Source organism: Pseudomonas syringae (assembly GCF_000737245.1).
Lineage (GTDB): Bacteria > Pseudomonadota > Gammaproteobacteria > Pseudomonadales > Pseudomonadaceae > Aquipseudomonas > Aquipseudomonas syringae_J.
In genome coordinates this window covers 60,416-81,585 of record NZ_JPQU01000056.1, presented here as the reverse complement: position 1 = coordinate 81,585, position 21,170 = coordinate 60,416, and the positions used below count along the sequence as shown (strand labels likewise).

Here is a 21,170-nt window from a genome sequence, read left to right as displayed (position 1 = left end):
ACACCGCCTAAGCCATCCATCCCAGCGTCAAAGCCGTCAGCACCAGATAGCGGGCCATCTTTGCCAAGGTCACGATGATCAGGAAACTCCAGAGTGGCTCACGCATGATGCCAGCGATCATGGTGATGGGATCACCAATGACCGGCACCCAACTGGCCAGTAAGCTCCAGCGCCCGAACCGACGGTAAGTCACCTGAGCTTTTTCCAATTGGTGCTGTTTCAGCGGGAACCAGCGCCTGTCCCGGAAATGTTCGATTGAGCGGCCGATGTACCAGTTCACCAGCGAACCCAACACGTTGCCGGCGCTGGCGACCACCACCAGCAGCAGGATCGAATAGTTGTGCGAAATCAGCATGCCCACCAGCAGCGCTTCCGATTGCAGGGGCAGCAGCGTTGCGGCGCCGAATGCCGCGACAAATAGGCCCAGATAGCTGGTTAGCTCAAACACGTATTTATCGGCCAGATTCGAGTTGGAGCGGCATTATGCCTGACCCACTGGTCCGTCGGAGCGCGCTTGCTCGCGATGAACGATGACGCGGTATGACTGGTAAACCGCGTCGCCCAAATCGCGGGCAAGCACCGCTCCCACAGGTTCGGCGCTCGTCTGTAGGAGCCGAGCTTGCTCGCGATGGACGATGACGCGGTAAGCCTGGTAAACCGCGTCGCCCGTATCGCGGGCAAGCACCGCTCCCACAGAGATCGCATTCCGCCCGTAAGAGCGCGCTTTGATTTTCCCCTCGTATCCCAACCCCGCAGCCATCATCATGGCGGTCGCTCAACGCCACATGGAATCCGCCAGGATGGACTTACGCGACCTTTACTACTTTGAAACCATTGCCGACCTGGGCAATCTGGGGCGTGCGGGCGACAAGCTTCATCGTACCCAGCCAGCGCTGTCCAAAAGCATCCAGCGTCTGGAACAGGACCTAGGCACCGCACTGTTTTTCAGGGAAGGGCGGCGCATGCGTCTGACGCCTGCCGGAGAACTGCTGCTGATGCGGGCCCGGCATTTACGGCAAGGGGTGCAGGAAACCCGGCGGGAAATTCAGGACTTCGCCAAAGGTACCGTGGGCAATGTACGCCTAGGCTGCGGGCCGACGGCCGCCGAATTCCTGCTGCCGAGTCTGGTTTCCCTGTTGCTGGAGACAGCACCGGACTTGACGCTGGAGTTGATCACCGGGCAGAACGATATGTTGCTCAACGCGTTGCGCACCGGCCAGTTGGACTTGCTGATATGCCCACTGTCGGCAGTGGATGTCGCGGAGTTCGAAACCTTCGCGCTGCTGCAGGACGAGGTGGTGGTGGTCGCCAGCGCTGACCATCCGCTGTTTGAAAAGCCTGTCAGCATGGCCGCCTTGTGCAACTGGCGCTGGGTCTTGGCCGCACCTACGGTCGCTACGCGGCGCTGGATCGACAATACATTCTTCAATCATCAACTGGATATGCCTCAGATCCAGATCCAGACCAATTCCGTCAATATGATGCCTCGGCTGATCGCGCACACCCCGCTGTTGAGCTTCATTTCTCGGCATAACCTGGGGGTGGGGAAAATCGGTGCGACCCTGCGCGAAGTGCCACTGCCTGAAACCACCATGAAGCGCAGCTTCGGCCTGGTCACCCGCCGCGAAGCCTACATCTCGCCTCCCACCGCTTATATGGTTGATTTGCTCAAGCGCGAAGGCGCCAGTCTGTATACCGATCACTCCGAACTCGCCTGAATACTCTCTGAGTGTTACCCATTGCCCCAGCTGCGGCAGGCTGTGGGTACTTATATCAATAAAATTCATAGTTGAATAAAAAAGCAGAAATAGATTTATACGAGAAATAAGTGAAACATAGGTGCCAGAGCGGTTGATGTCCGTGAGCAACGTCAACACCGCTGCCAACAATGAAAATAAGGCGCCCATCATGACTTACACCATTCTCGTCACCGCCGAGCGCCTGGCCCCTGCGGGACTGAGCATTCTCGAGCAGCAAAACTGCAGGGTATTGTTCGTCCGCCCGGGCCTAGAAGTGGCCGACATCGAGCAACTGATGGCCAGCCAGCCTGTCGACGCGGTGATCTCGCGCACGTTCGAATTGAGTGAGCGGGCAATCGCCGCCTGCCCGACCTTGAAAGTCATTTCCAAGCATGGTGTAGGCGTGAGCAACATCAACGTTGCGGCGGCCAGCGCAAGGGCAATTCCGGTCTACGTCACCCCCGGTGCCAATGCTCAGTCGGTCTGCGAAATGACCCTGGCATTGATGTTCGCTGCGGCGCGCAAGGTCAGTTGGATGGACAGCGAAATCCGCGCCGGGCGCTGGTCCCGTGCACAAGATGGCCTGGAGCTGAGCGGCCGCACATTGGGCCTGGTGGGTTTTGGTCAGGTGGCGCGCAAAGTCGCGACGGTTTGTCAGGCCCTTGGAATGTCAGTGCGGGTCTACGATCCGTTTCTGCGCGCCGACAGCGATCTGCTCGGTGCCGTAGCCGTGGATTCACTCCAGACACTGCTCGGTGAATGCCATGTCCTGAGCCTGCACGTGCCACTCACCGCGCATACTCGCGACCTCATCGGTGCCGCTGAATTGGCGCTGCTGCCTCAAGGCGCGCTGTTGATCAATACCGCACGAGGCGAGGTGGTGAGCGAAGCAGCGCTGATTGATGCGTTGCGCAGCGGCCAGCTGTACGCCGCCGGTCTGGACACCATGGCCATCGAACCTCTGCCATCGGACAGCCCGTTGCTCGCCCTCGACAACATTGTGCTCACCCCTCATGTAGGGGGTTCGACTCCGGCTGCCCTGGCCGCCATGGCCCGTGACGCAGCGAATAACGTTCTGGATTTCCTCAACGGTAAGCCTGTGCCGCAGACCTCTTGCGTCAATGCTGCCCAGCTTGCCCTCTGACTGGAGTTTTACCATGACCGCTTCGGCTCTCAATGACTGGCCCACCGGCTACCGCATCAATCCACGCAACGACCAGCTTGACCCAGCACTGATCGAAGCTTTTCGCAGCGTGCCGGTGGCCGTAGCGGGCGATTGTCTGGGTCGCAACATCGGTGCCCGGGGCTTGCACGTCTACCATGGCGACCTGTCGCTCAAGCTCTGCGGTCCGGCGTTCACGCTGCGCGTCAGACCCGGCGACAACCTGATGGTGCACAAAGCCCTGATGATGGTGCAGCCCGGTGATGTGCTGGTGATCGACGGCGCAGGCGATGTCAGCCAGGCGGTGATCGGCGGCCTGGTGCGCACCACCGCCCTGCGCGTGCAGTTGGGCGGCATTGTGATCGACGGGGCGGTTCGCGACCTGGAAGAACTGGCCGAAGGCCTCCTGCCGGTGTTCGCTGCCGGGCATACCCATCGCGGCCCCAGCAAGGACGGTCCCGGTGAGATCAACGTGCCGATTGCCTGTGCCGGCCTGTGTGTCATGCCGGGCGACCTGATGCTCGGCGATGCGGACGGCGTGCTGGCGGTGCCTCAAGCCGATGTCGCAGCCTTATTGCCCAAAGCGCTGGCCCACCTTGAACGCGAAGCTTCGATCCGCGAAACCAATCGTCTGGGCACCGCTGACCCGGAGCGCTTCGATGCACTGTTGCGCGCCAGAGGATTACCCGTCTGATCGCTTGCCCCTGAAACTCTGCTTCTCATCGCTCTTGACCATTGATGCCGATGGCGGGCGCGCCGCACCCGTAAAAGTCACCCAGATAAAACTAAAAAAAAGAGGGAAACCATGCTGACGATCCTCAGCTATACGATGATCACTTGCTTCATGTACCTGGTCATGAGCCGGCGCCTGTCGCCATTGGTGGCGCTGATGCTGGTGCCGGTGGTATTCGCCTGCATCGGCGGGTTTGCCTCCGGGCTTGGCCCGATGATGATCGACGGGGTGAAGATGCTCGCACCCACGGGGATCATGCTGACGTTTGCCATCCTCTATTTTTCGATGATGACGGATGCGGGGCTGTTCAACCCGCTGGTCAAAATGATCCTCAAAGTGGTGAAAGGCGATCCGCAGAAAATCGTGATCGGCAGTGCCATTCTCGGTATCTGCGTGGGCCTGGACGGTGACGGTGCAACCACTTACATCATCACCACTGCGGCGCTGCTGCCGATCTACCGGCGCACCGGGATTCGTCTGCAAGTCATGGCCACCGTGTTGCTGCTCAGCAATGGCGTGATGAACATGCTGCCATGGGCCGGGCCGTTTTCCAGGGCCGCCAGCGCCATGCATGTCGACATCGCCGAGCTGTTCATGGAAATGCTGCCAATGATGCTTGCCGCGGTGGTCTGGGTGGTGTTTGTCGCGTTTCTGCTGGGGCGCATGGAGAAGCGTCGCCTGGGGGTGGTCGAGCTGCGCGAAGGCGAGGGCATGGACCATTTCAAGGAATCCCGTCCCGGTGACTGGCGCTTTGTATTCAATGCCGTGCTGACCATCACTCTGATTGCCTGCATGGTCATGAGCGTCTTGCCGCTGCCGATTCTGTTCATGCTCGCGTTTGGTTTGGGCGCGGTGGTCAACTTTCCGAAAATCGAAGAGCAGAAAGCCCTGATCGCCCGCCACGCGGACAATGTGATGCTGGTGTCGCTGCTGATTTTTGCCGCCGGGATCTTCGTCGGCATCATGACCGGCACTGGCATGATCAAGGCCATTTCCGAAAGTCTGATCTACATCATTCCCGAGTGGGCGGGGCAGTACATGTCGCTGATTACCGCATTGATCAGCATGCCGGGCACCTACGTCCTCACCAACGACGCGTTCTATTTCGGGATCTTGCCGATCCTGGCCGACACCGCCAGCCACTATGGCATCGGCCCGATGGAAATGGCGGTCGCCGGCTTGATCGGGCAGCCGGTCCATGTGCTGAGTCCGCTGGTGGCATCGACTTACCTGCTGTGCGGTTTGCTGGATGTCGACTACGCCAATAACCAGCGGATTTCTCTCAAATGGTCGCTGGGTACGGTGGGTGTGATGTTCGTGATGTCAGTGATGATTGGCGCGCTTTCCATATTGCACTGAGGGCTTTGCACCGATGCAACCCGTAGGAGCTCACGAGCATCGCGAGGCAGCGATAGCGATCTGCCTGACACGTCGCCATGGAGGCCTCGCGGTGCTTGTGAGCTCCTGCAAAGAGCATCGGTTTCTCAGGTGGTTAATTCATGTTTGATGGAGAACATTCCATGCACAACAACGACATCGATATTCTGATCAGCGAAGTCGGTCCCCGTGACGGGCTGCAAAGCGTCAAAGGCACCATGCCGACGGCGCTGAAGATTCAGTGGATTTCGGCGCTGGCGGCGTCAGGTTTGCGTGAGATCGAAATCGGCTCGTTCGTGTCGCCCAAGCTGCTGCCGCAGATGGCTGATGCCGCACAATTGGTCGCTCATGCGCGAACCCTGCCGGGGCTGTTCGTTACCGCGCTGGTGCCCAATCTCCAAGGTGCCCAGGCTGCTTTTGAGGCGGGCGTACAGAAAATCACGCTGCCGATTTCAGTCAGCGAGCAGCACTCGTTGGCGAACATCCGCAAGACCCACGCACAGGTGATCGAGGAAGTTCGCCTCGTGGTTGCCTTGCGTAATGCGCAGTACCCCGATGTCCAGATTGAAGCCGGGTTGTCCACCGTGTTTGGCTGCACGCTGCAAGGTGTGGTGCCGGCCGACGATGTACTGCGCATGGCCTTGACCATGGCCGGGCTGGGTGTTGACGAAGTCGGTCTGGCAGACACGGTGGGCTACGCCAATCCGACCCAGGTGCGTCAGTTGTTTACCCGGCTACGCAACGAGCTGGGACCTGTCGCTGGCAGTGCTCACTTTCACAATACCCGCGGGCAGGGCCTGGCGAATGTCGTCGCGGCCCTCGAGGCTGGCGTGACCACTCTTGATGCTTCTCAGGGAGGGCTGGGCGGCTGCCCTTATGCGCCGGGTGCCTCGGGCAACATCGTCACCGAGGATCTGGTCTACCTGCTGGAATCCATGGGCCTGCGCACCGGCGTCGATATTGACCGGTTGGTGGCCGCGCGGGAGTGGTTGCATAAAGGTCTGCCGGGGGAACCGTTGTACGGCTTCATTCCTGATGCCGGTGTCGGCAAGAATTTTCGTTACGCAAGCCAGGATCAATGAACATGCAATCGACGGCTGAAAAAGCTTTGCCACTGGCAGGCATCCGCGTGATCGAATTCGTGCACATGGTCATGGGTCCGACATGCGGCCTGGTGCTGGCCGATTTGGGAGCGGAGGTTATCAAAGTGGAACCGGCGCCCGCCGGTGACAACACCCGGCGTCTTCAAGGTTCGGGGGCGGGCTATTGGATGACCTATAACCGCAACAAGAAAAGTTTTGCCGTGGACATGAAAACCGAGGAGGGGATGCGGGCGGTGCGCAAACTCATCGCCAGCGCGGACGTGGTCACCGAGAACTTCCGCCCCGGTGCCATGGAAAAACTGGCCTTGGGTTATGAACAGGTCAAAGCGATCAAACCCTCGATCATCTACAGCTCGATGAAAGGTTTTCTGCCGGGTCCTTACGATCAGCGCACTGCGCTGGATGAGGTGGTGCAGATGATGACCGGCCTCGCTTACATGACCGGTCCGGTGGGGCGACCGCTACGGGCGGGGGCGTCGGTGAATGACGTTATGGGTGGCATGTTCAGCGCCATTTCGATTCTCGCTGCGCTGCACCAGCGCAACGCCACAGGGCTGGGCCAGTTTGTGCAGACCGGTCTGTTCGAAAACTCGGCGTTCCTTGTCGCACAGCACATGATGCAGAAAGTGGTCACCGGCAAAGCCGCTGCGCCGATGCCCAATCGCGTATCGGCATGGGCAATTTATGACGTATTTACCACGGCTGACGATGAGCAAGTGTTCCTCGGTGTGGTCAGCGACGGCCAATGGCAGAGCTTCTGTAAAGCATTCGGTTTCAGCGAATGGGCCGAAGACCCCGCACTGGCCGCGAACAATCAGCGAGTGCAGGCGCGTGACGATATTTTGCCTCTGGTCAGAGCGTGTCTTGCCGGTATCAGCAAGGTGGAGGTCATGGACCGCTGCGAAGCGGCCGGTCTGCCATTTTCGCCGATTCAACGGCCTGAGGACTTGTTCGAGGATGCTCACCTGAATGCATCCGGCGGCATGGCGGCGTTGACAGCGCCTGATGGCTCGGAAGTCAAAGTGCCGATGTTGCCGTTCGAAATGGATGGCCAGCGTTTCGGCGCTCGCTTGAACGTGCCCGAGCTGGGCAGTCATTCCTCGGAGCTGCTTGATCAGCTGGGTTATACCCCTCAAGAAATCCGCGCGTTGCACGCTGCCGGTGTGGTTAAAAGCTAGCGATGCGGTGACCACATCTATTGTGGAAGCGGTGCTCCGCGTCGCCTGGTTCGCGGGCAAGCCCGGCTCCAACGGACGACCGAGATCTCTGTAGGATCGACCGGGGTGGCGCTCCACCTTGCTCGCGATGAACGATGGCGCGGTAGGCGTGCTAAACCGCGGTGTCTGATTCGCGGGCAAGCACCGCTCCCACAGGTTTCAGCGCTCGTCCGTAGGAGCGCGCTTGCCCGCGATGAACGATGACGCGGTACGTCTGATAGACCGCGTCGCCTGGTTCGCGGGCAAGCCCGGCTCCAACGGACGACCGTGATCTCTGTGGGATCGACCGGGGTGGCGCTCCACCTTGCTCGCGAAGAACGATAACGCGGAACATCTGCCAGATCCGGTCGCCCGTTGGCCTCAATGCCCGTGCACTGTCCATGCCACGAGCCGGGCGACCGTCGGCCGCACGACTAACACGCAAATGAATGCCGAAGGCATCGCCACCTGGTAGGCCTTCATCACATTCCTCATGTAATGTTCGTTCACCCCAAACTCAGCCAGGGTAATGACCAAGCACATCAGAAATGCCATGATCGTCGCCATGTACAAGGCGAACACGTAGGGCGTGGCGCGTTTAGGGAGGCGAACTCGCCGATTCCTCTGGGTGTTACTCGGGGTCATGTGCTTGCCTCTTTAATCTTGAGTGTCTGTCGGGGTTAAGCTAACAATTTGCCGGACAGCTCAGTAGAGGCTTGTCGATTGAATGATTGTTAAGTAAATCCAACGAATAGAGTGTGTGGTGTCGATGGATCTTCTAGGCTTGATCAATACCTACATTCGCGTGGTGGAAGCTGGCAGCATCGCCGCTGCCGCTCGCGCCATGGGCATGAGCGCCGCTGCGGTCAGTCAGAGTATTTCTCGGCTGGAAAAGCATCTGCGCGTGCGCCTGCTATCGCGGACCACGCGCACCATGGTGCTGACCGAAAGCGGTGCGCGTTACTTCGAAAAGGTGCGTCACATCCCCCGTGAAGTTGAACTGGCCTCACAAGTCGCGGCCGTAGCCACGGAGCCTCAGGGGCCGCTGCGTGTCGCGACCACCGCAGCTTTTGGTCGCCATGTGCTGGCACCGCTCATGCCCGCTTTCAAAGCGGCTTATCCCGGCATCAATGTTGAACTGATCAGCACTGACCGGCGCGTGGATCATAGGCTGGAGAACATCGACGTCAGTCTGCGCATCAACGCCCAGTTAAGTGATCGGCTGGTGGCCCGGCGCATCGCATCCTTTGCGTTTGTGTTCTGCGCATCCTCTGCTTATCTGGACCGGGCTGGAGTTCCGGTCACGCCAGATGACCTAAAGGCTCACGCCTGCCTGGTTTTTCGCTACCCCACCGATGGGCGTTTTCTGCCCTGGAATTTTATCGTCGAAGGCAAACGCTGCGAGGCGAAGGTCAACCCGGAATTCGTCTGCGATGACATCGACATGCTCGCGCAGATTGCGTTGAACGGCGGCGGAATCGCTCGTCTCGCAAGCTTCATCGCCGGGCCGCTGATTGAAAGTGGCCGACTGTTGCCGCTGTTCGAGTCAGGCAAAACCGGCGCAGCGACTGCGGAGTCCGAGCCGATGGACATCTACGCATGCGTTACTGAGCGATCTGCATTGAATGCCAAGGCCCGGGCGTTTATCGATTTTCTGGAAGGTGCGATCGGGCGGGGAACTGCCTGAATGCGAACAGTGGTGTGCCAGACACCCCTTATTCACGGCCCCGCAGGCAGCTCATAACGATGCTTGATGCGTGCCAGTTCACCCGACTCGCGCAGTTGCTCTAAAGCATCGGCCCAGGCCGCGACCAGCCTGTCATCGGAGTCAGGGCTGAAGGCGATGTAGAGTGATGAGCGATACAACTCGATGGGGATCTGGCGCAGCGTACCGTCTGGAATGCCCAACTGGCGACTGTAGTAGGCGACCCCGGCATCGGTGTCGCCGATGATGATCCGAGTGCGCCCGGCCAGTAGCATGCGGTACAGCTGCAGGCTTTCGGTCGCACTGCGGTCGAGATTACTGAAGCCCATTGATCGCAGCAGGTCCGGCAGCAGCCCGGCATGGCGGGTGGTGATCTGCGGGGCGTGCATCAACTGCTCAAGCGAACTGACCGGTAGCGCCTTCGCCAGCTGCCACGGATGGATAGACTCCTCGACGATCGGCCCGACCCATTTGAATGATTGCTCGCGCTCCGGGGTGCGGAACATTGAATACAGAATGGTCCTGGGTTTGCTCTTCAAGACGTGTGAGGCGCGCATGCTGGGCAGCAGCACTATCTCGAAATCATCACCAGTTGCCATGATGGCCCGGACGATTTCGGTGGTCATGCCGGCGATCTGATGGTTTTCCAGGTAGTTGAAGGGCGCCCACTCCTCGGTCACCACCTGATAGCGCTCTGCACCGGCCGAGAGGCCCGAAAGGCCCGTCATCAGACAGAACAGCGCAACAGTCACGGTCGAGTAATTCACATTTTCTGCCTGTCGAGCTGTTCGGTGTTCCAGCACACGGTTCCGGTTGCGGAGCCGATTGGACGGACAAGGCAAGCATAGACGGTAAAACGTGTCCGGCAGGCAAGTCCCTCAGCTCTGCGAGGTAGTGGTGCAATCCTCGCTGGATTCAGCCGCCATTTTCAGCCGGTCAGCTTTGCTGATGTATCTGTCTTTGTTGACAGGGGCCAATTTGGCGCTGGCTTTTTTGGCGTTTGCCTTCAGGATCTGGTTCAGTTTCTTGCGACGATTCATGTTTCTACCCGGTGTGTACGCACGTTGAAATATCCAGCCCGATCTCCCGACCTGACTCCATTGGGAAGGCGCTTTCTGAGCAGCCTGATGGTCGTTTCAGGGCGGGGCTTCAGGTGCCAGGCTGGAAAAGCCGCCACAGTACGGACTCGCAGTGACCCTGTCCATGCTCCTGCGCTGGGTGGAGCCAGAGAAAAAACCTGCTCGATCCCTTCGAAGACTAACGTGTGGCATTTTTTTTGCTGATCCACTCATCCCGGGTCAATTCCCATATCTCCTTGAGCATGGGCCCGGACACAAAGTCACCACTCTGTGTCCCGATCATCCGCATGCCTTCACGTTGGGAGACGTTGCGTGAAGACTGATTAGCCACTGCCTTGGGCACTTGCATCACGGGGCGCGCCAGCGTCTCGAACCAATAGGTGTTGATGACCTCACAGGCTTCCCGCATGTAACCCTTTGCTTGCCATTGCGGCGCAAGCCAGAAGCCTCGATTGTTACCCGGCTGGTCATACAGACTGATACTGCCGATGCAGGTCGCTGGTTCTGCTGCGAGGCGGATCATCCAGTGCCATTCATGGCCCGCTGCGATGGCAGGCAGTGCGATATCGCGAACATACGTCAGCGCCCCATCCTCCGGATAAGGCCAGGGCACACGGCTGTCCAGATAGCGGACTACCTCCCAGTGGGCAAATAACTGCTGTATGGCGGGCGCATCGGTCAGTTGCAGAGGCGTGAGCAGGAGACGTGAAGTCCGCAGGGTCGGCGCGCATTCCATGGTGCAGGGTCCTTTTGCGTGGGGAGGGCGTGGCTCTGATACTTTTGCAGAGTGCGAACGCTGTTGTCGAATCTCGGTGAGCTGTCGATGCAGGCGACTTGGCGCCAGCCGCTATATACTGCCGGCCCTCAGCTTGTATCCGGAAGAAGTCCATGCAGCAGGTGTTGCTTATCGTTGATGTTCAGGAAACCTTCAGTCCGCCTGAGTGGCTGGTCGACGGTGTGCGGGCATTTTCAGCCATGATCCCGACCATCGCTTCGGTCGAACTCCATGACGAACAGGTCACTCCCTTTGAAAAGCAACTGGGGTGGCACCCTGCGGCGCAGGACGAGAGTCTGGTTGAAGCCGACAAGGTGTTCATAAAGCACGGGTACGGGCCGACGGCCGAGTTGATCGACCACGTCAGGCAGCTGGGTGCCGAGCGGGTGCTGGTGTGTGGCATGCAGACCGAAACCTGTGTGCTGGCCGCCGGTTTTGCGCTGTTCGATGCAGGACTATGCCCGACGCTGGTGACTGACCTGACGGTGGGGTCATCGCTGGATCGTTCGGGTCAGTTAGGCATTGATCTCTGGAAGCATCACTTCCGCCAGGTCACGACCCGCGCTGAGGTGATTGCCAGCTTGGAGACCAGATCTGGGCAAGCGCTCTAGAGGCTAGCCCGGTGGCGGCTATCAAGCCCTGGTCTGCTGCAGAATTCTTCCCGCGTCCTTTGTGGGCGGTAAGCCTGATATCTGTGGCGGCGATTTGAACCGCGCCGCATCTTGCACCGGGGGCAGACCAAACAGGCGGGCGTACTCGCGGCTGAACTGCGAGGCGCTTTCATAGCCGACGGTGTAAGCAATGGATGTGGCATCCAGCGTGTCGAACAACAACAGCCAGCGTGCCCTGAGAAGGCGCAAGCGTTTCTGGTACTGAATGGGCGTCATGGCGGTGACGGATTTGAAGTGCCGATAAAACGCCGCGACGCTCATGTCCGACATCACTGCCAGCGGCTCCACGCGAAAGGGCTCGGTGTAGTGTTCTCGAATCCACTGGCTTGCCCGCCGAATCTGCGCCAGTCGCCCGTCCGGGCGGGCAATGTCACGAAGTATCCCTGCCAATGGTCCCTGCAAGGCGCGAAACAGAATCTCACGCTCGATCATAGGGGCCAGTACTGCGGCTTCGTGAGGGCGATCCATGAGGCGCATCATCCGTAACCACGCGTCAATCATCTCCGTCGGTGCAGGCACCGCTTCAAAGCTCGTATCGCTGTGGCTTGCTGTGGACTTGCCTTCGTTGAGCAACAGCGTCGAGATCACCTCTGGATCTAGAGTGAGGCTGACCGCCAGATAGGGCAGGTCAGCAGCGCTACGATGAATCTGGCCGGTGGCCGGAACATCGACCGGCACCAGAAAGTAGCTGCCTGCCGGGTAGCGAGACACCTCATCACCAATCGACAGGGTTTTCTGACCCTGAAGCACCAGGTGCAACATCGGCTGGTAAACCTGATCCGCACACGCCTCCGCCCTGACCATGGCCACCCGGGGCAATCCGGTATCGGTCCACATGTTCTGGGCGCGCATCACGATGCTGCGCAGTTCCGTCATTGCTTTATCCATGGGCTGAACGATGAGCCTGTTGTCAGGGCGGCGCAAGGCATGTGAGAAGAATAGGCAAGGATGTGCGACAAACCGGCAGACGCTGGCTCGTCTGCGGGCGCAATACTGAGTCACGCAGTTCGTTGTGCTCTGGCGGTGGTATCCGCAGGCACCGAATTTTTGTAGAGACCTCACTTCGCTCGGAGAACTATCAGCTTATGAAACTCGAAGGAAAAATTGCCGTTGTAACAGGCGCATCCAAAGGCATCGGTGCTGGCATCGCCAGAGCATTGGCCGAGCAGGGTGCAACCGTGATCGTGAATTACGCCTCCAGCCAGACAGATGCGGATGCAGTGGTTGCTCAGATCACGGCGCAGGGTGGCAGCGCTTTCGCAATACAGGCTGACATGAGCCTTGAGGCTGATGTCGTGCGCCTGTTTCACACGGTTAAAACCAAATACGGCGCTTTGGATGTGTTGGTCAACAATGCGGGTGTAGCGGTATTCGAAATGATCGATGACCTGACCACCGAAGCCTTTCACAAGCAATTCAACCTGAACGTGCTGGGCTATCTTCTGGCCGCGCGAGAGGCGGTCAAACTCCTCGGACCTAAAGGCAGCATCATCAATATCAGCTCGATCCTGAGTACTGACCCGTACCTGGCGTCGAGTGCGTACTCAGCAACCAAGGGGGCGGTTGATACCCTGACCTTCGCCTTGGCCAGGGAGTTGGGTGCGCGTGGGATCAGGGTCAATTCCATCCTGCCCGGGCACACCAATACCCCGGCCACCCATGGGAACTTTGCGGGCGAACTGGGAGAGAAGATCCTTTCCGGGACGCCGCTGGGCCGTTTTGGCGAGCCGGAAGACATAGCGCCGCTGGCAGTGTTTCTTGCCTGTGAGGACTCGCATTGGGTCACCGGCGAATCCATTCGCGCTTCGGGCGGCGTACGCGGGGTCGGTTACTAGACTGTTCGGTGTTGTCGGGCGAGATTGCGCGCAATAGAGCGCGGCCGCCCCTTCATTCAGTGATCACCCGCTTGATGCGCTGTGTCAGCTCAGACATCGAAAAAGGCTTGGTCAGCAGGTGCATGCCCGGCTCCAGTTGTTCCTCCCACAGCGTTGCGTCGTGGACATAACCGGTGATGAATAACACTTTCAGATCGGGTCGCAAGCTGCGGCCAGCATCGGCGACCTGACGGCCATTGATGCCGCCGGGCAGGCCGACGTCGGTAACCAGCAGATCGATTTGCTGATTCGATTGCAGCACCTGCAGGCCGCTCGCTCCGTCTGCCTCTTGCAGGGCGGTGTAGCCCAGATCTTCCAGGACTTCGATGATCAGCATGCGCACAGCGGGCTCATCGTCGATCACCAGCACTGTCTCGCCTTGTCCGGCGGCAGAGGGCGGCAGTGGAACAGGGGCGTCATGGGACGCGGCGGTTTCCGCTTGCGACCTTGGCAGGTACAACGTCATGGTGGTGCCGACGTCTGGCTGCGAATCAATCTGCACGCTGCCCCCCGACTGGCGGACGAAACCGTAGATCATCGACAGGCCCAGGCCGGTGCCTTCGCCCATGGGTTTAGTAGTGAAGAACGGGTCAAAGGCATGGGCTATGACATCGCTGCTCATGCCGGTGCCCGTGTCGCTGACGCTCAGCGTCAGGTATTCGCCAACCGGCAAGTCGCGTTCAGCGGCGGCAATGGCCGGTAACGTGCAGTTGCCGGTACTAATGGTCAGCGTGCCGCCCTGGGCCATGGCATCCCGGGCATTGATGCACAGGTTGAGCAGGGCGTTTTCCAGCTGGTTGGCGTCAACCTGGGTCAGCCAGAGGTCAGCGGCATTCTGAACTTGCACCAGGATGGCCGGGCCGATAGTGCTACGAATCAGTTGCAGCATCCCGGCAATCAGGCGATTGACGTCGGTGGAGCTGGGCTCCAGGGTCTGGCGGCGGGAGAAGGCCAGCAAGCGATGGGTCAGGGCTGCAGCACGGTTGGATGCACTGTGAGCCGCATCGAGGTAGCGGTCCGTCTCGCTGAAGCGGCCTTGGCTGACCCGCAGCCGTAACATTTCCAGGCTGCCCATTATCCCGGTCAGGAGGTTGTTGAAATCGTGGGCCAGGCCGCCGGTCAATTGCCCGACTGCTTCCATCTTCTGGCTCTGGCGCAACTGTTGTTCCAGCAGTCGCTGGGCGGTCATGTCGAGGCCGACCCCGGTGCGCCGCACCGGCTCACCCGCGCCGTTGAAATAGGTGTGACCACGGGAAAGCACCCAGCGGATCGAGCCGTCCGGGTGGACAATACGGTATTCGAGTTCCAGATCGCCGCTTTTGATCAGCCCGTTGGACATGGTATTGCGCAGCGCGGCGAGGTCATCGGCGTGCACATTGGCGAGAAAATCCTGACGCTTGATACCGGCTGCGGCTTGCACTGGGTCGATGCCATACAACTCACTGATGCCCGCGTCGCAGTAAAAACAGTCGTTGGACACTTCGTAGGTCCAGACGCCCACGCCACTCACCGCCGAAAGGGCAAGACGGGTGAAGTCCATCGAGTCGTATAGCGCCGTCTCGCCGGCCTGCTCGGCAGTCACGTCCCGGGTGCCGGCCTCGCTGCCCTGGGTGATCCGCAGAACCGCCAGGCGAGCCTCGTCGACGCTGGCGTAGTGTCCCTCGTGCACTTGGGTTTCAAGCAGGGTAGAAAGTGCAAGGTCAAGGGCCAGGTCCCGGGGTGCCCGATAGGACATGCGCAGTGCTCTGTGCTGGGAAGTCGAATGAGGTGCCGATTATCACATACCGCCGGGCAAAATCGCTCACTGCTGCGTTGACTGATGTCAGTTTGTATCCCGGCAAGGCCAGTCGTGATGGGCGAGTTATAAAGCCAGCTCGTTGAGCAGACGACTCACTTGGGCAAGCTCCCATGTGCTTAGCAGCTCCATCGGATCAGTACCATAGCTTTGCCACGCCTCCTGGGACGCGGATCGACCGTCCGGTGAGTGGCAAGATTCGCAAGACGCCAAAGCGCCATTGGATGTGCAGAGACCGAGTCTCCAGCCATCGGCGTCTACGGTCAAGATGCCGCTGTCAACCGTGCTGGCAAGGCTTATCAGCCGGGTGCCCAGCGCAATATCTCTGAGCAGTTGGCAGACCTCTCGGGCTGTTAAGGGGGTTTTCATCGAGCGTTATTATTCTGCTGAAGGCCCAGCAGAATAAGGGGGAGATCGGCAAAAGTCAGTATGAATGACAGGCGACTTGCCCTGAAACATTCTCGCTGATCGGAGCGAAGTTGTGTCGAGCAAGTTGCTCCGCGGATTGCGCTGGAGGGATTTCGAGTGCTTGTTCGGTTGAGCCGCATAGCCCGCTTAGCATCACGGATTTAGCTTGCAGCGTTTTAGCGGCTTTCGCGTGGTTCGCTGCGATTTCACTAAGAGTTGACACGGTACATCTCCTGATAATAACCGGCGCATCGCTGCGTCCTTGAGCACTCATTGGATGCTGCACCGTCAGAATTATGTCGCGGCGGTGCAGTTGGAGTGGTGCTTTGCAAGCCTCAAGCCAGTGGGCATACCAGTCAGCGCTTTGCGGGCCTGCCTGTTTACCCCAATTGCTCGTGCTTACTCAAGCACGCTTATTGACAGGTAACCCGCGTCATCGTTCATAGCGGACAAGCGCTTGCGTTAGACCGGCGTTAGCCCGCAGAGCGGCATCTTCAACGAAGCAGATGCGCGCATGTACCCACGACATCGAGGGTCAACTGGCTCCTTCAGGCGCTCACAAGCAGCGCGAGGCAGCGATGGAGTGCTGGCTGATACACCGCTATCGCGGTCTCGCGTTGCTCGTGCGCTCCTGCAGAAAGCATTCCGATTGAGGCGGTTATCGATGAGTCATGAGGCAATGGTCTCATCAGGGCCCGGCCATTCTTCATCCGGGATATCCCAGATATCGCCGTTCTTGACCCCGTCGATCTCATAGTGAGTGAGGTATTCGCTGAGCATATTGGCAAAGTTACCGACCCTGGTTTCCTGCTTGCCTTCTTCAATCAGCATCGGAATCATCGTCGCCAGCGCCGCGACTCCCGCCGCTGCGAAGCCCAGTGTTCCCGCGAGCATCGGGATGACTCGGGTGGTCAGGTTCACGCCAAGCAGACCCAGGCCACCTTCCACTGTTGATGCCAAGCCGGCCATGATGCCCAGCGAACCGGCGGTGATGCTCAAGCCGCCAGCTACTGTGTCGCCTTTTCTGATCGACTGGACGCCGTCGAATATGCCGTAAGCCCCCGCGGCGATCCCGGCAATGCCGCCGACGCCCTTGGCGGCCTCTTCAAGCTTCTTCAGGTTGGAGGTCAGCTTTTCGTGGAGTTTGGTCTGGTTCTGCAGGCCGGCGTTTTCCGGCGAGACATCGTCGAGCAGCGAGCCAACCGTGTTGAGCAGGTCGCCGTCGAGTTTGCCTTTCACTTCTTTCAGGTAATTCTGGTAGCCCTTGATGCCGCCTTCGGTCAGCAGCGTTGCGGACTGCACCGATCCCGTTGTGATGTCGACGATCTGCCGGTCAGTGAGCTTGCCCGCGTTTTTCGCGCCTTTGGCGATAGTGATGCCGGCCATGAACAGGCCGCTGACGCCATGCAGAACGCCTTTGCTCGAAGCTTCCTTGACCGACGAATCTTTGCTGAACAGGCCGAGGCTATCAATGGTCTTGGTGCCCTGACGCAGCAGGTCCCAATCGCCCCGGAACGTCGCCAGTATCTGATCGGGCGTCGCGACGGTGCCGTCGGCGTTGACCAGCAGTTCCGGGCTGTCTTTGCTGATCTGCTCGATGAGGGCTTTGACTTTCGCCTCATCCAGTTGATCACCGCCATTAATGCCGAAGGCCTGCTTGATGTCATCGAACGAGGCATCCTTGAAGGCATTGCCCTGGACGATTTTGCTGAAATTATCATTCAACTGGGTATCGAATTTACCCGTGAATTCAGGATCCAGCGCGGCGTTATACATCGCCACTTCCATGCCGAAAGCGCTGGTGGCTTCTTCAATCGTATGGTCCTTGAGCAACACGTTCAAACGGTCACCTGAAGCCAGTGACTTCTCATAGAAGTCTTGCAGCTCCTGATTGTGTGATGAGCTCTTCACCGCGCTTTGGAGTTCGCTGACATCCTGAATACCCAGGGCGCTCTGCAGGCTTTGCCCGGTGGCGAAGAACTCGGCAAGGATCTGCTGCTGATCGGTCTTGCCGTCTTTGGACTTCGCTTCCCACAAGCTATCGAGGGCCTTGCCGGATTTGACTTCGTCCTGGTAGGTTTTTTCCAGTGCCTGTTTCAGCGCCGGGCTGTCGTCCACCAGTTTTTTCAGCTCACTGGTGCTGTTTTCGCTCATATATTTGGCGACTTCCTTGTCGTCCTGAAGAATCGCAATGTGTTCGTTGACATCATCCAGTAGCTTTTGCGCGTCCGGATGGCTGCGCACGATGTTGGCGATGGTGACCTGCGACTTGTCGTCCTTCCACATCCCAGCGCCACTGCCTTGAATGATCAACTGCTGTGCTGTCTGCAAGTCCTGAAGCACAGCGGCCTTTTGTTCCGCGGTGTAGTTCTCGGGATGCTCGAACACATCTTTGCTGAAGCCCGATGTATCGACCTTTGCCAGCAGATTGTTATCGGCGATCGATGCCAGCAGCGCGGTGACCGAGGTAGCGTCCTTGGGCACTGAGCTGCTCTTGAGCCAGCTCTGGATATCGCCTTGGCTGACATCCCCATCAGGGCCCTTGCCCAGCGGGTTCTTGGCGTTATCAATAAGCTGGAAGGCGCCTGGCTGGGAGAAGAAGTCCAGTGCCTGCTTGACCTCGTCACTCAGTTGGGTGTTCTGCTCCTTGTACTCCGTGAGGTTGTCCGCCGTCAGGTATTTGCCCGCGCCGGTCTTGCCCTTGATCGCTTCGAAGCTGTCATCAAGGATCGCCGCGTACCTGGCAAGGGTTTTCGAGGCTTCATCGGCGTCGGGATTGGTTTTCAGATAATCCTTATAACTGCCGATTTCATCGGTTTTTTTCAGCTCGGGCAGCGCCGAAAAGCCGTATTTGCCGAAGTCCTGCAGGCGGCCTGCTTCAGTACCGTGCTTCGCTTCGCCGCTCTTGGTGAAGCCATCGACGCTGCTGTTGAACACATCGCCACCGGACAGCGATTTACCTGTTGCATCGAACATGCTTATCCGGTCCATCACCTGACCTGCGCGATAGGCCGCGTCGGCGTCTGTGTCGAAATCGCCAACCTGCTCCTTGAGCATGTCCTTCACGCCGCTTTGATTGCCCAGATTCTTGATCAGGGGATTGTCGTCAATGATCTCCTGGGCCGATCGCTGATCATTCTCCGGGCGCTCCCATTTGATACCCAGAGCCTCGGCCTGTTCACGGGCTTGTGGGTCGTTGCTGGCGCTGGACAGATCCTTCAATTCACCTTTGAGATTGGAGAAGCCGTATTTGCCGAAATCCTGCAGGCGACCCGCCTCAGTGCCATGTTTGGCGTCGCCGCCCTTGGTGAAACCATCTACCCGGCCGTTGTTTACATCTTTGCCTGCGACCCGATTGCCACCCTCGTCGAGCTTTTCGATATGTTCCAGCACTTGGGTGGCCCGGTACGCGGCATCAGGGTCATTGGTGAAATGACCGACCCGGTTTTCAAGCATTTTCTTCACGTCGCTCTGGTCGCCAAGATTTTTCAGCAACGGACTATCGTCAATTATTTCCTGCGCCGTGCGTGTGTCGTCTTTCGGCCTCTGCCATTCAATGCCCGCGTCTTTGGCCTGCTTGACAGCCAATTCCCAGGCTTCACCGGCTTTCGGATCTTCTGGTTTGGTATTGACGCCTAAAGTGCTTACTGCTTTGACGGACATTGTCTATTCCTTTTAGAAGTTCGACAGAAAGTGCAGTGGCTATATGAGATTACGTACAGCGACGTAAAACTCACGACTGATTAACTGGCGTAAGTGGGGCGTTAGATGTCGCAGTTAGTGGCTAACTAGTGGCTAACTAATGGCAGTTCCCCTGAGAGCTTTCTAAGCTGCATTCATAGAAAACCACGGGGATGAAGTTACGATGACACTCCGGGTTTTCTGCGCCGCCATGAACTTCGCAAAGGTTGGAAACGCTGACTGGATCACGTTCGCTGCGGCTTTTCAGATGTGCCTGAAACACGCAGGCCTTTAGGAGCTGGCTGTGGGAGTGCGGGGGGCGGCGAACCGTGTCTTTCAGGCCCACCGCTTTCGTCGCCGTCGTAACCTCCGACAACTCCTGCAGCAAGCTGCGTTACTCAAAATGAGGCGAGGATACGTCCCAGCATGGCCATTGCCTGCTCACTGCATTCATCCCAGGGGTATCCGTAATTGAGCCGTGCGCAGTTTTGAAAGCGCTGGCTGGCGGAGAATATGGGGCCAGGTGCCAGGCTGATTCCCTGTGCCAGCGCCAGTTGAAACAGTTGCAGGGAGTCAACCTGCTCCGGGAATTCGAACCACAGAAAGTAACCGCCCGAGGGTTTGGTAACTCGGGTATTCGAGGGGAAGTAGCGGGTCGCGGCGGCCAGCATTGCGCCTTGTTGCAGCTCCAGCGTGTCGCGCAATTTCCTGAGGTGGCGATCATAACCGCCGTGCTTGAGGTAATCGGCGATAGCCGCCTGAGCCGGCACTGAAGGTGAAATCGTGGTCATCAGTTTCAGGCGATTGATCTGCTCGGTATAACGCCCGCCGGCGACCCAGCCCACCCGGTAGCCTGGCGCCAGATTCTTCGAGAACGAGCCGCAGTGCATCACAAGGCCGTGTCGATCCAGGCTTTTGATCGGATTGGGCGCCCGGGTTCCGAAGTACAACTCTGAATACACATCGTCTTCGATCAGCGGAATGTCATGGGCGGTCAACAGGTCGTAAAGCATGACTTTCTTCTCTTGGGTCATGCTGGCACCCAATGGATTCTGCAGGCTGCTCATGAACCAGCAGGCCTTGATGGGCAAGCGTTGCAGGCTGTCTTGCAGCGACGTGAGGTCTACACCATCGCGGGGGTGGACGGGGATCTCGACCGCTTTGAGTTTCAGGCGCTCCAGTACCTGAAGGCAGGCGTAGAAAGCCGGAGCCTCGATGGCAACCAGATCACCGGGTTGAGTGACGCATTGCAGGCACAAGTTCAAGGCTTCCATCGCGCCGTTGGTGATCACCAGCTCATTGGCCGGCAAGCGAACGCCGCTGATCATGTAGCGCAACGCAATCTGGCGCCGCAACTCGGGGTTGCCAGTGGTCATGTCGCTGACAATGGCTGCGGGTGACATCTCGCGAACTGCCGTTGCCATGGACCTGGCCAGGCGTGGCAAGGGATAAAGCCACGGACTGGGAAACGCTGAACCGAAGGGGACTGTTTCAGGGTCTTTAAGGGATGCCATTACCGAAAATATCAACTCGCTGACGGCAACATCAGTGCCCTCACTCACATGCCTGACCAGCTCGGGTTCAACCATCGCGCTCGCGGAGCACTCCCTCACGTAATAGCCGGAACGCGCCCGCGCCTGGATCAAACCTCTATCCTCCAGCAGGTAGTACGCCTTGAATACCGTCGAAGGGCTGACCGCATAGGTACGACTCGCCATTCTTACCGACGGCACTTTCTCGCCGGGCGCCAGCATGCCGGTGCGGATCAGTTCAGCGATATCAGCGGCGAATTGTTCGTAGCGTTTCATGAGCGAGGCCTGCGGGAGCTGGGCAGCCATGATGGGCGAAAATCTGTGTTGAAAACAGCATCAA

At 58.7% G+C, this 21,170-nt stretch carries 19 protein-coding genes; 9 read left to right on the top strand and 10 right to left on the bottom strand.

Annotated elements, in window-relative coordinates; genetic code table 11:
- Positions 1 to 7: 7 nt before the first annotated feature.
- The gene (locus IV01_RS06600) at positions 8 to 448 is read right to left on the bottom strand and encodes a YqaA family protein (protein WP_032630335.1); all 441 of its coding nucleotides are present in this window, start codon (positions 446 to 448) and stop codon (positions 8 to 10) included.
- Positions 449 to 800: 352 nt separating this feature from the next.
- On the opposite strand from IV01_RS06600, the gene IV01_RS06610 reads away from it, so the two are divergent.
- The 6 genes from IV01_RS06610 (at position 801) to IV01_RS06635 (ending at position 7,292) form a co-directional block, all read left to right on the top strand.
- Positions 801 to 1,718, top strand: a complete 918-nt coding sequence (locus IV01_RS06610; RefSeq protein WP_032630332.1) for a LysR family transcriptional regulator — start codon at positions 801 to 803, stop codon at positions 1,716 to 1,718.
- Positions 1,719 to 1,854: 136 nt separating this feature from the next.
- Positions 1,855 to 2,883 carry a hydroxyacid dehydrogenase gene (locus IV01_RS06615; protein ID WP_229636142.1) on the top strand — a complete coding sequence of 343 codons (1,029 nt, stop codon included), beginning with the start codon at positions 1,855 to 1,857 and terminating at the stop codon, positions 2,881 to 2,883.
- A gap of 13 nt (positions 2,884 to 2,896) precedes the next feature.
- Positions 2,897 to 3,595 carry an RraA family protein gene (locus IV01_RS06620; protein ID WP_032630331.1) on the top strand — a complete coding sequence of 233 codons (699 nt, stop codon included), beginning with the start codon at positions 2,897 to 2,899 and terminating at the stop codon, positions 3,593 to 3,595.
- Between the two features lie 111 nt (positions 3,596 to 3,706).
- Entirely contained in the window at positions 3,707 to 4,993 is a 1,287-nt protein-coding gene (locus IV01_RS06625) for a CitMHS family transporter (protein ID WP_032630330.1), read from the top strand.
- A gap of 161 nt (positions 4,994 to 5,154) precedes the next feature.
- Entirely contained in the window at positions 5,155 to 6,093 is a 939-nt protein-coding gene (locus IV01_RS06630) for a hydroxymethylglutaryl-CoA lyase (protein WP_032630329.1), read from the top strand.
- A 2-nt stretch (positions 6,094 to 6,095) separates the two neighbouring features.
- Positions 6,096 to 7,292: a CaiB/BaiF CoA transferase family protein gene (locus tag IV01_RS06635; RefSeq protein WP_032630328.1), complete on the top strand. Its 1,197-nt coding sequence runs from the start codon at positions 6,096 to 6,098 to the stop codon at positions 7,290 to 7,292.
- A gap of 399 nt (positions 7,293 to 7,691) precedes the next feature.
- Here IV01_RS06635 and IV01_RS06640 read toward each other — a convergent pair whose 3' ends face one another.
- Complete coding sequence (locus IV01_RS06640; RefSeq protein WP_032630327.1) at positions 7,692 to 7,955, bottom strand: DUF2798 domain-containing protein; 264 nt, start codon at positions 7,953 to 7,955, stop codon at positions 7,692 to 7,694.
- Positions 7,956 to 8,079: 124 nt separating this feature from the next.
- On the opposite strand from IV01_RS06640, the gene IV01_RS06645 reads away from it, so the two are divergent.
- Entirely contained in the window at positions 8,080 to 8,997 is a 918-nt protein-coding gene (locus IV01_RS06645; protein WP_032630326.1) for a LysR family transcriptional regulator, read from the top strand.
- A 32-nt stretch (positions 8,998 to 9,029) separates the two neighbouring features.
- On the opposite strand, the gene IV01_RS06650 is transcribed toward IV01_RS06645, so the two are convergent.
- The 3 genes from IV01_RS06650 to IV01_RS06655 form a co-directional block, all read right to left on the bottom strand.
- The gene (locus IV01_RS06650; protein WP_032630325.1) at positions 9,030 to 9,782 is read right to left on the bottom strand and encodes a substrate-binding periplasmic protein; all 753 of its coding nucleotides are present in this window, start codon (positions 9,780 to 9,782) and stop codon (positions 9,030 to 9,032) included.
- A 111-nt stretch (positions 9,783 to 9,893) separates the two neighbouring features.
- Positions 9,894 to 10,055, bottom strand: a complete 162-nt coding sequence (locus IV01_RS26445; RefSeq protein WP_080290363.1) for a DUF2986 domain-containing protein — start codon at positions 10,053 to 10,055, stop codon at positions 9,894 to 9,896.
- Positions 10,056 to 10,272: 217 nt separating this feature from the next.
- A complete protein-coding gene (locus IV01_RS06655) occupies positions 10,273 to 10,830 on the bottom strand; it encodes a GNAT family N-acetyltransferase (RefSeq protein WP_032630324.1) in 558 nt (185 codons plus the stop codon).
- A gap of 152 nt (positions 10,831 to 10,982) precedes the next feature.
- Here IV01_RS06655 and IV01_RS06660 point away from each other — a divergent pair, with 152 nt between their 5' ends.
- A complete protein-coding gene (locus IV01_RS06660; RefSeq protein ID WP_032630322.1) occupies positions 10,983 to 11,480 on the top strand; it encodes an isochorismatase family protein in 498 nt (165 codons plus the stop codon).
- 21 nt (positions 11,481 to 11,501) lie between these two features.
- On the opposite strand, the gene IV01_RS0125375 is transcribed toward IV01_RS06660, so the two are convergent.
- Entirely contained in the window at positions 11,502 to 12,416 is a 915-nt protein-coding gene (locus tag IV01_RS0125375; RefSeq protein ID WP_195758807.1) for an AraC family transcriptional regulator, read from the bottom strand.
- Positions 12,417 to 12,625: 209 nt separating this feature from the next.
- On the opposite strand from IV01_RS0125375, the gene IV01_RS06665 reads away from it, so the two are divergent.
- On the top strand, positions 12,626 to 13,375 hold the full coding sequence (locus tag IV01_RS06665; protein WP_032630321.1) for a glucose 1-dehydrogenase: 750 nt from the start codon (positions 12,626 to 12,628) through the stop codon (positions 13,373 to 13,375).
- A 52-nt stretch (positions 13,376 to 13,427) separates the two neighbouring features.
- Here the strand turns inward: IV01_RS06665 and IV01_RS0125370 are convergent, their stop codons facing one another.
- From IV01_RS0125370 to mapR, 4 genes are all read right to left on the bottom strand, one after another.
- Entirely contained in the window at positions 13,428 to 15,149 is a 1,722-nt protein-coding gene (locus tag IV01_RS0125370; RefSeq protein WP_050507843.1) for a PAS domain-containing hybrid sensor histidine kinase/response regulator, read from the bottom strand.
- Between the two features lie 126 nt (positions 15,150 to 15,275).
- On the bottom strand, positions 15,276 to 15,578 hold the full coding sequence (locus IV01_RS27535; protein ID WP_080290362.1) for a DUF7693 family protein: 303 nt from the start codon (positions 15,576 to 15,578) through the stop codon (positions 15,276 to 15,278).
- A 708-nt stretch (positions 15,579 to 16,286) separates the two neighbouring features.
- Positions 16,287 to 19,280, bottom strand: coding sequence for a type III effector HrpK domain-containing protein (locus IV01_RS06670; RefSeq protein WP_032630320.1), 2,994 nt, complete (start codon positions 19,278 to 19,280; stop codon positions 16,287 to 16,289).
- Between the two features lie 416 nt (positions 19,281 to 19,696).
- Positions 19,697 to 21,106, bottom strand: a complete 1,410-nt coding sequence (mapR, locus tag IV01_RS06675) for a GntR family transcriptional regulator MpaR (protein WP_032630466.1) — start codon at positions 21,104 to 21,106, stop codon at positions 19,697 to 19,699.
- Between the last annotated feature and the right edge of the window lie 64 nt (positions 21,107 to 21,170).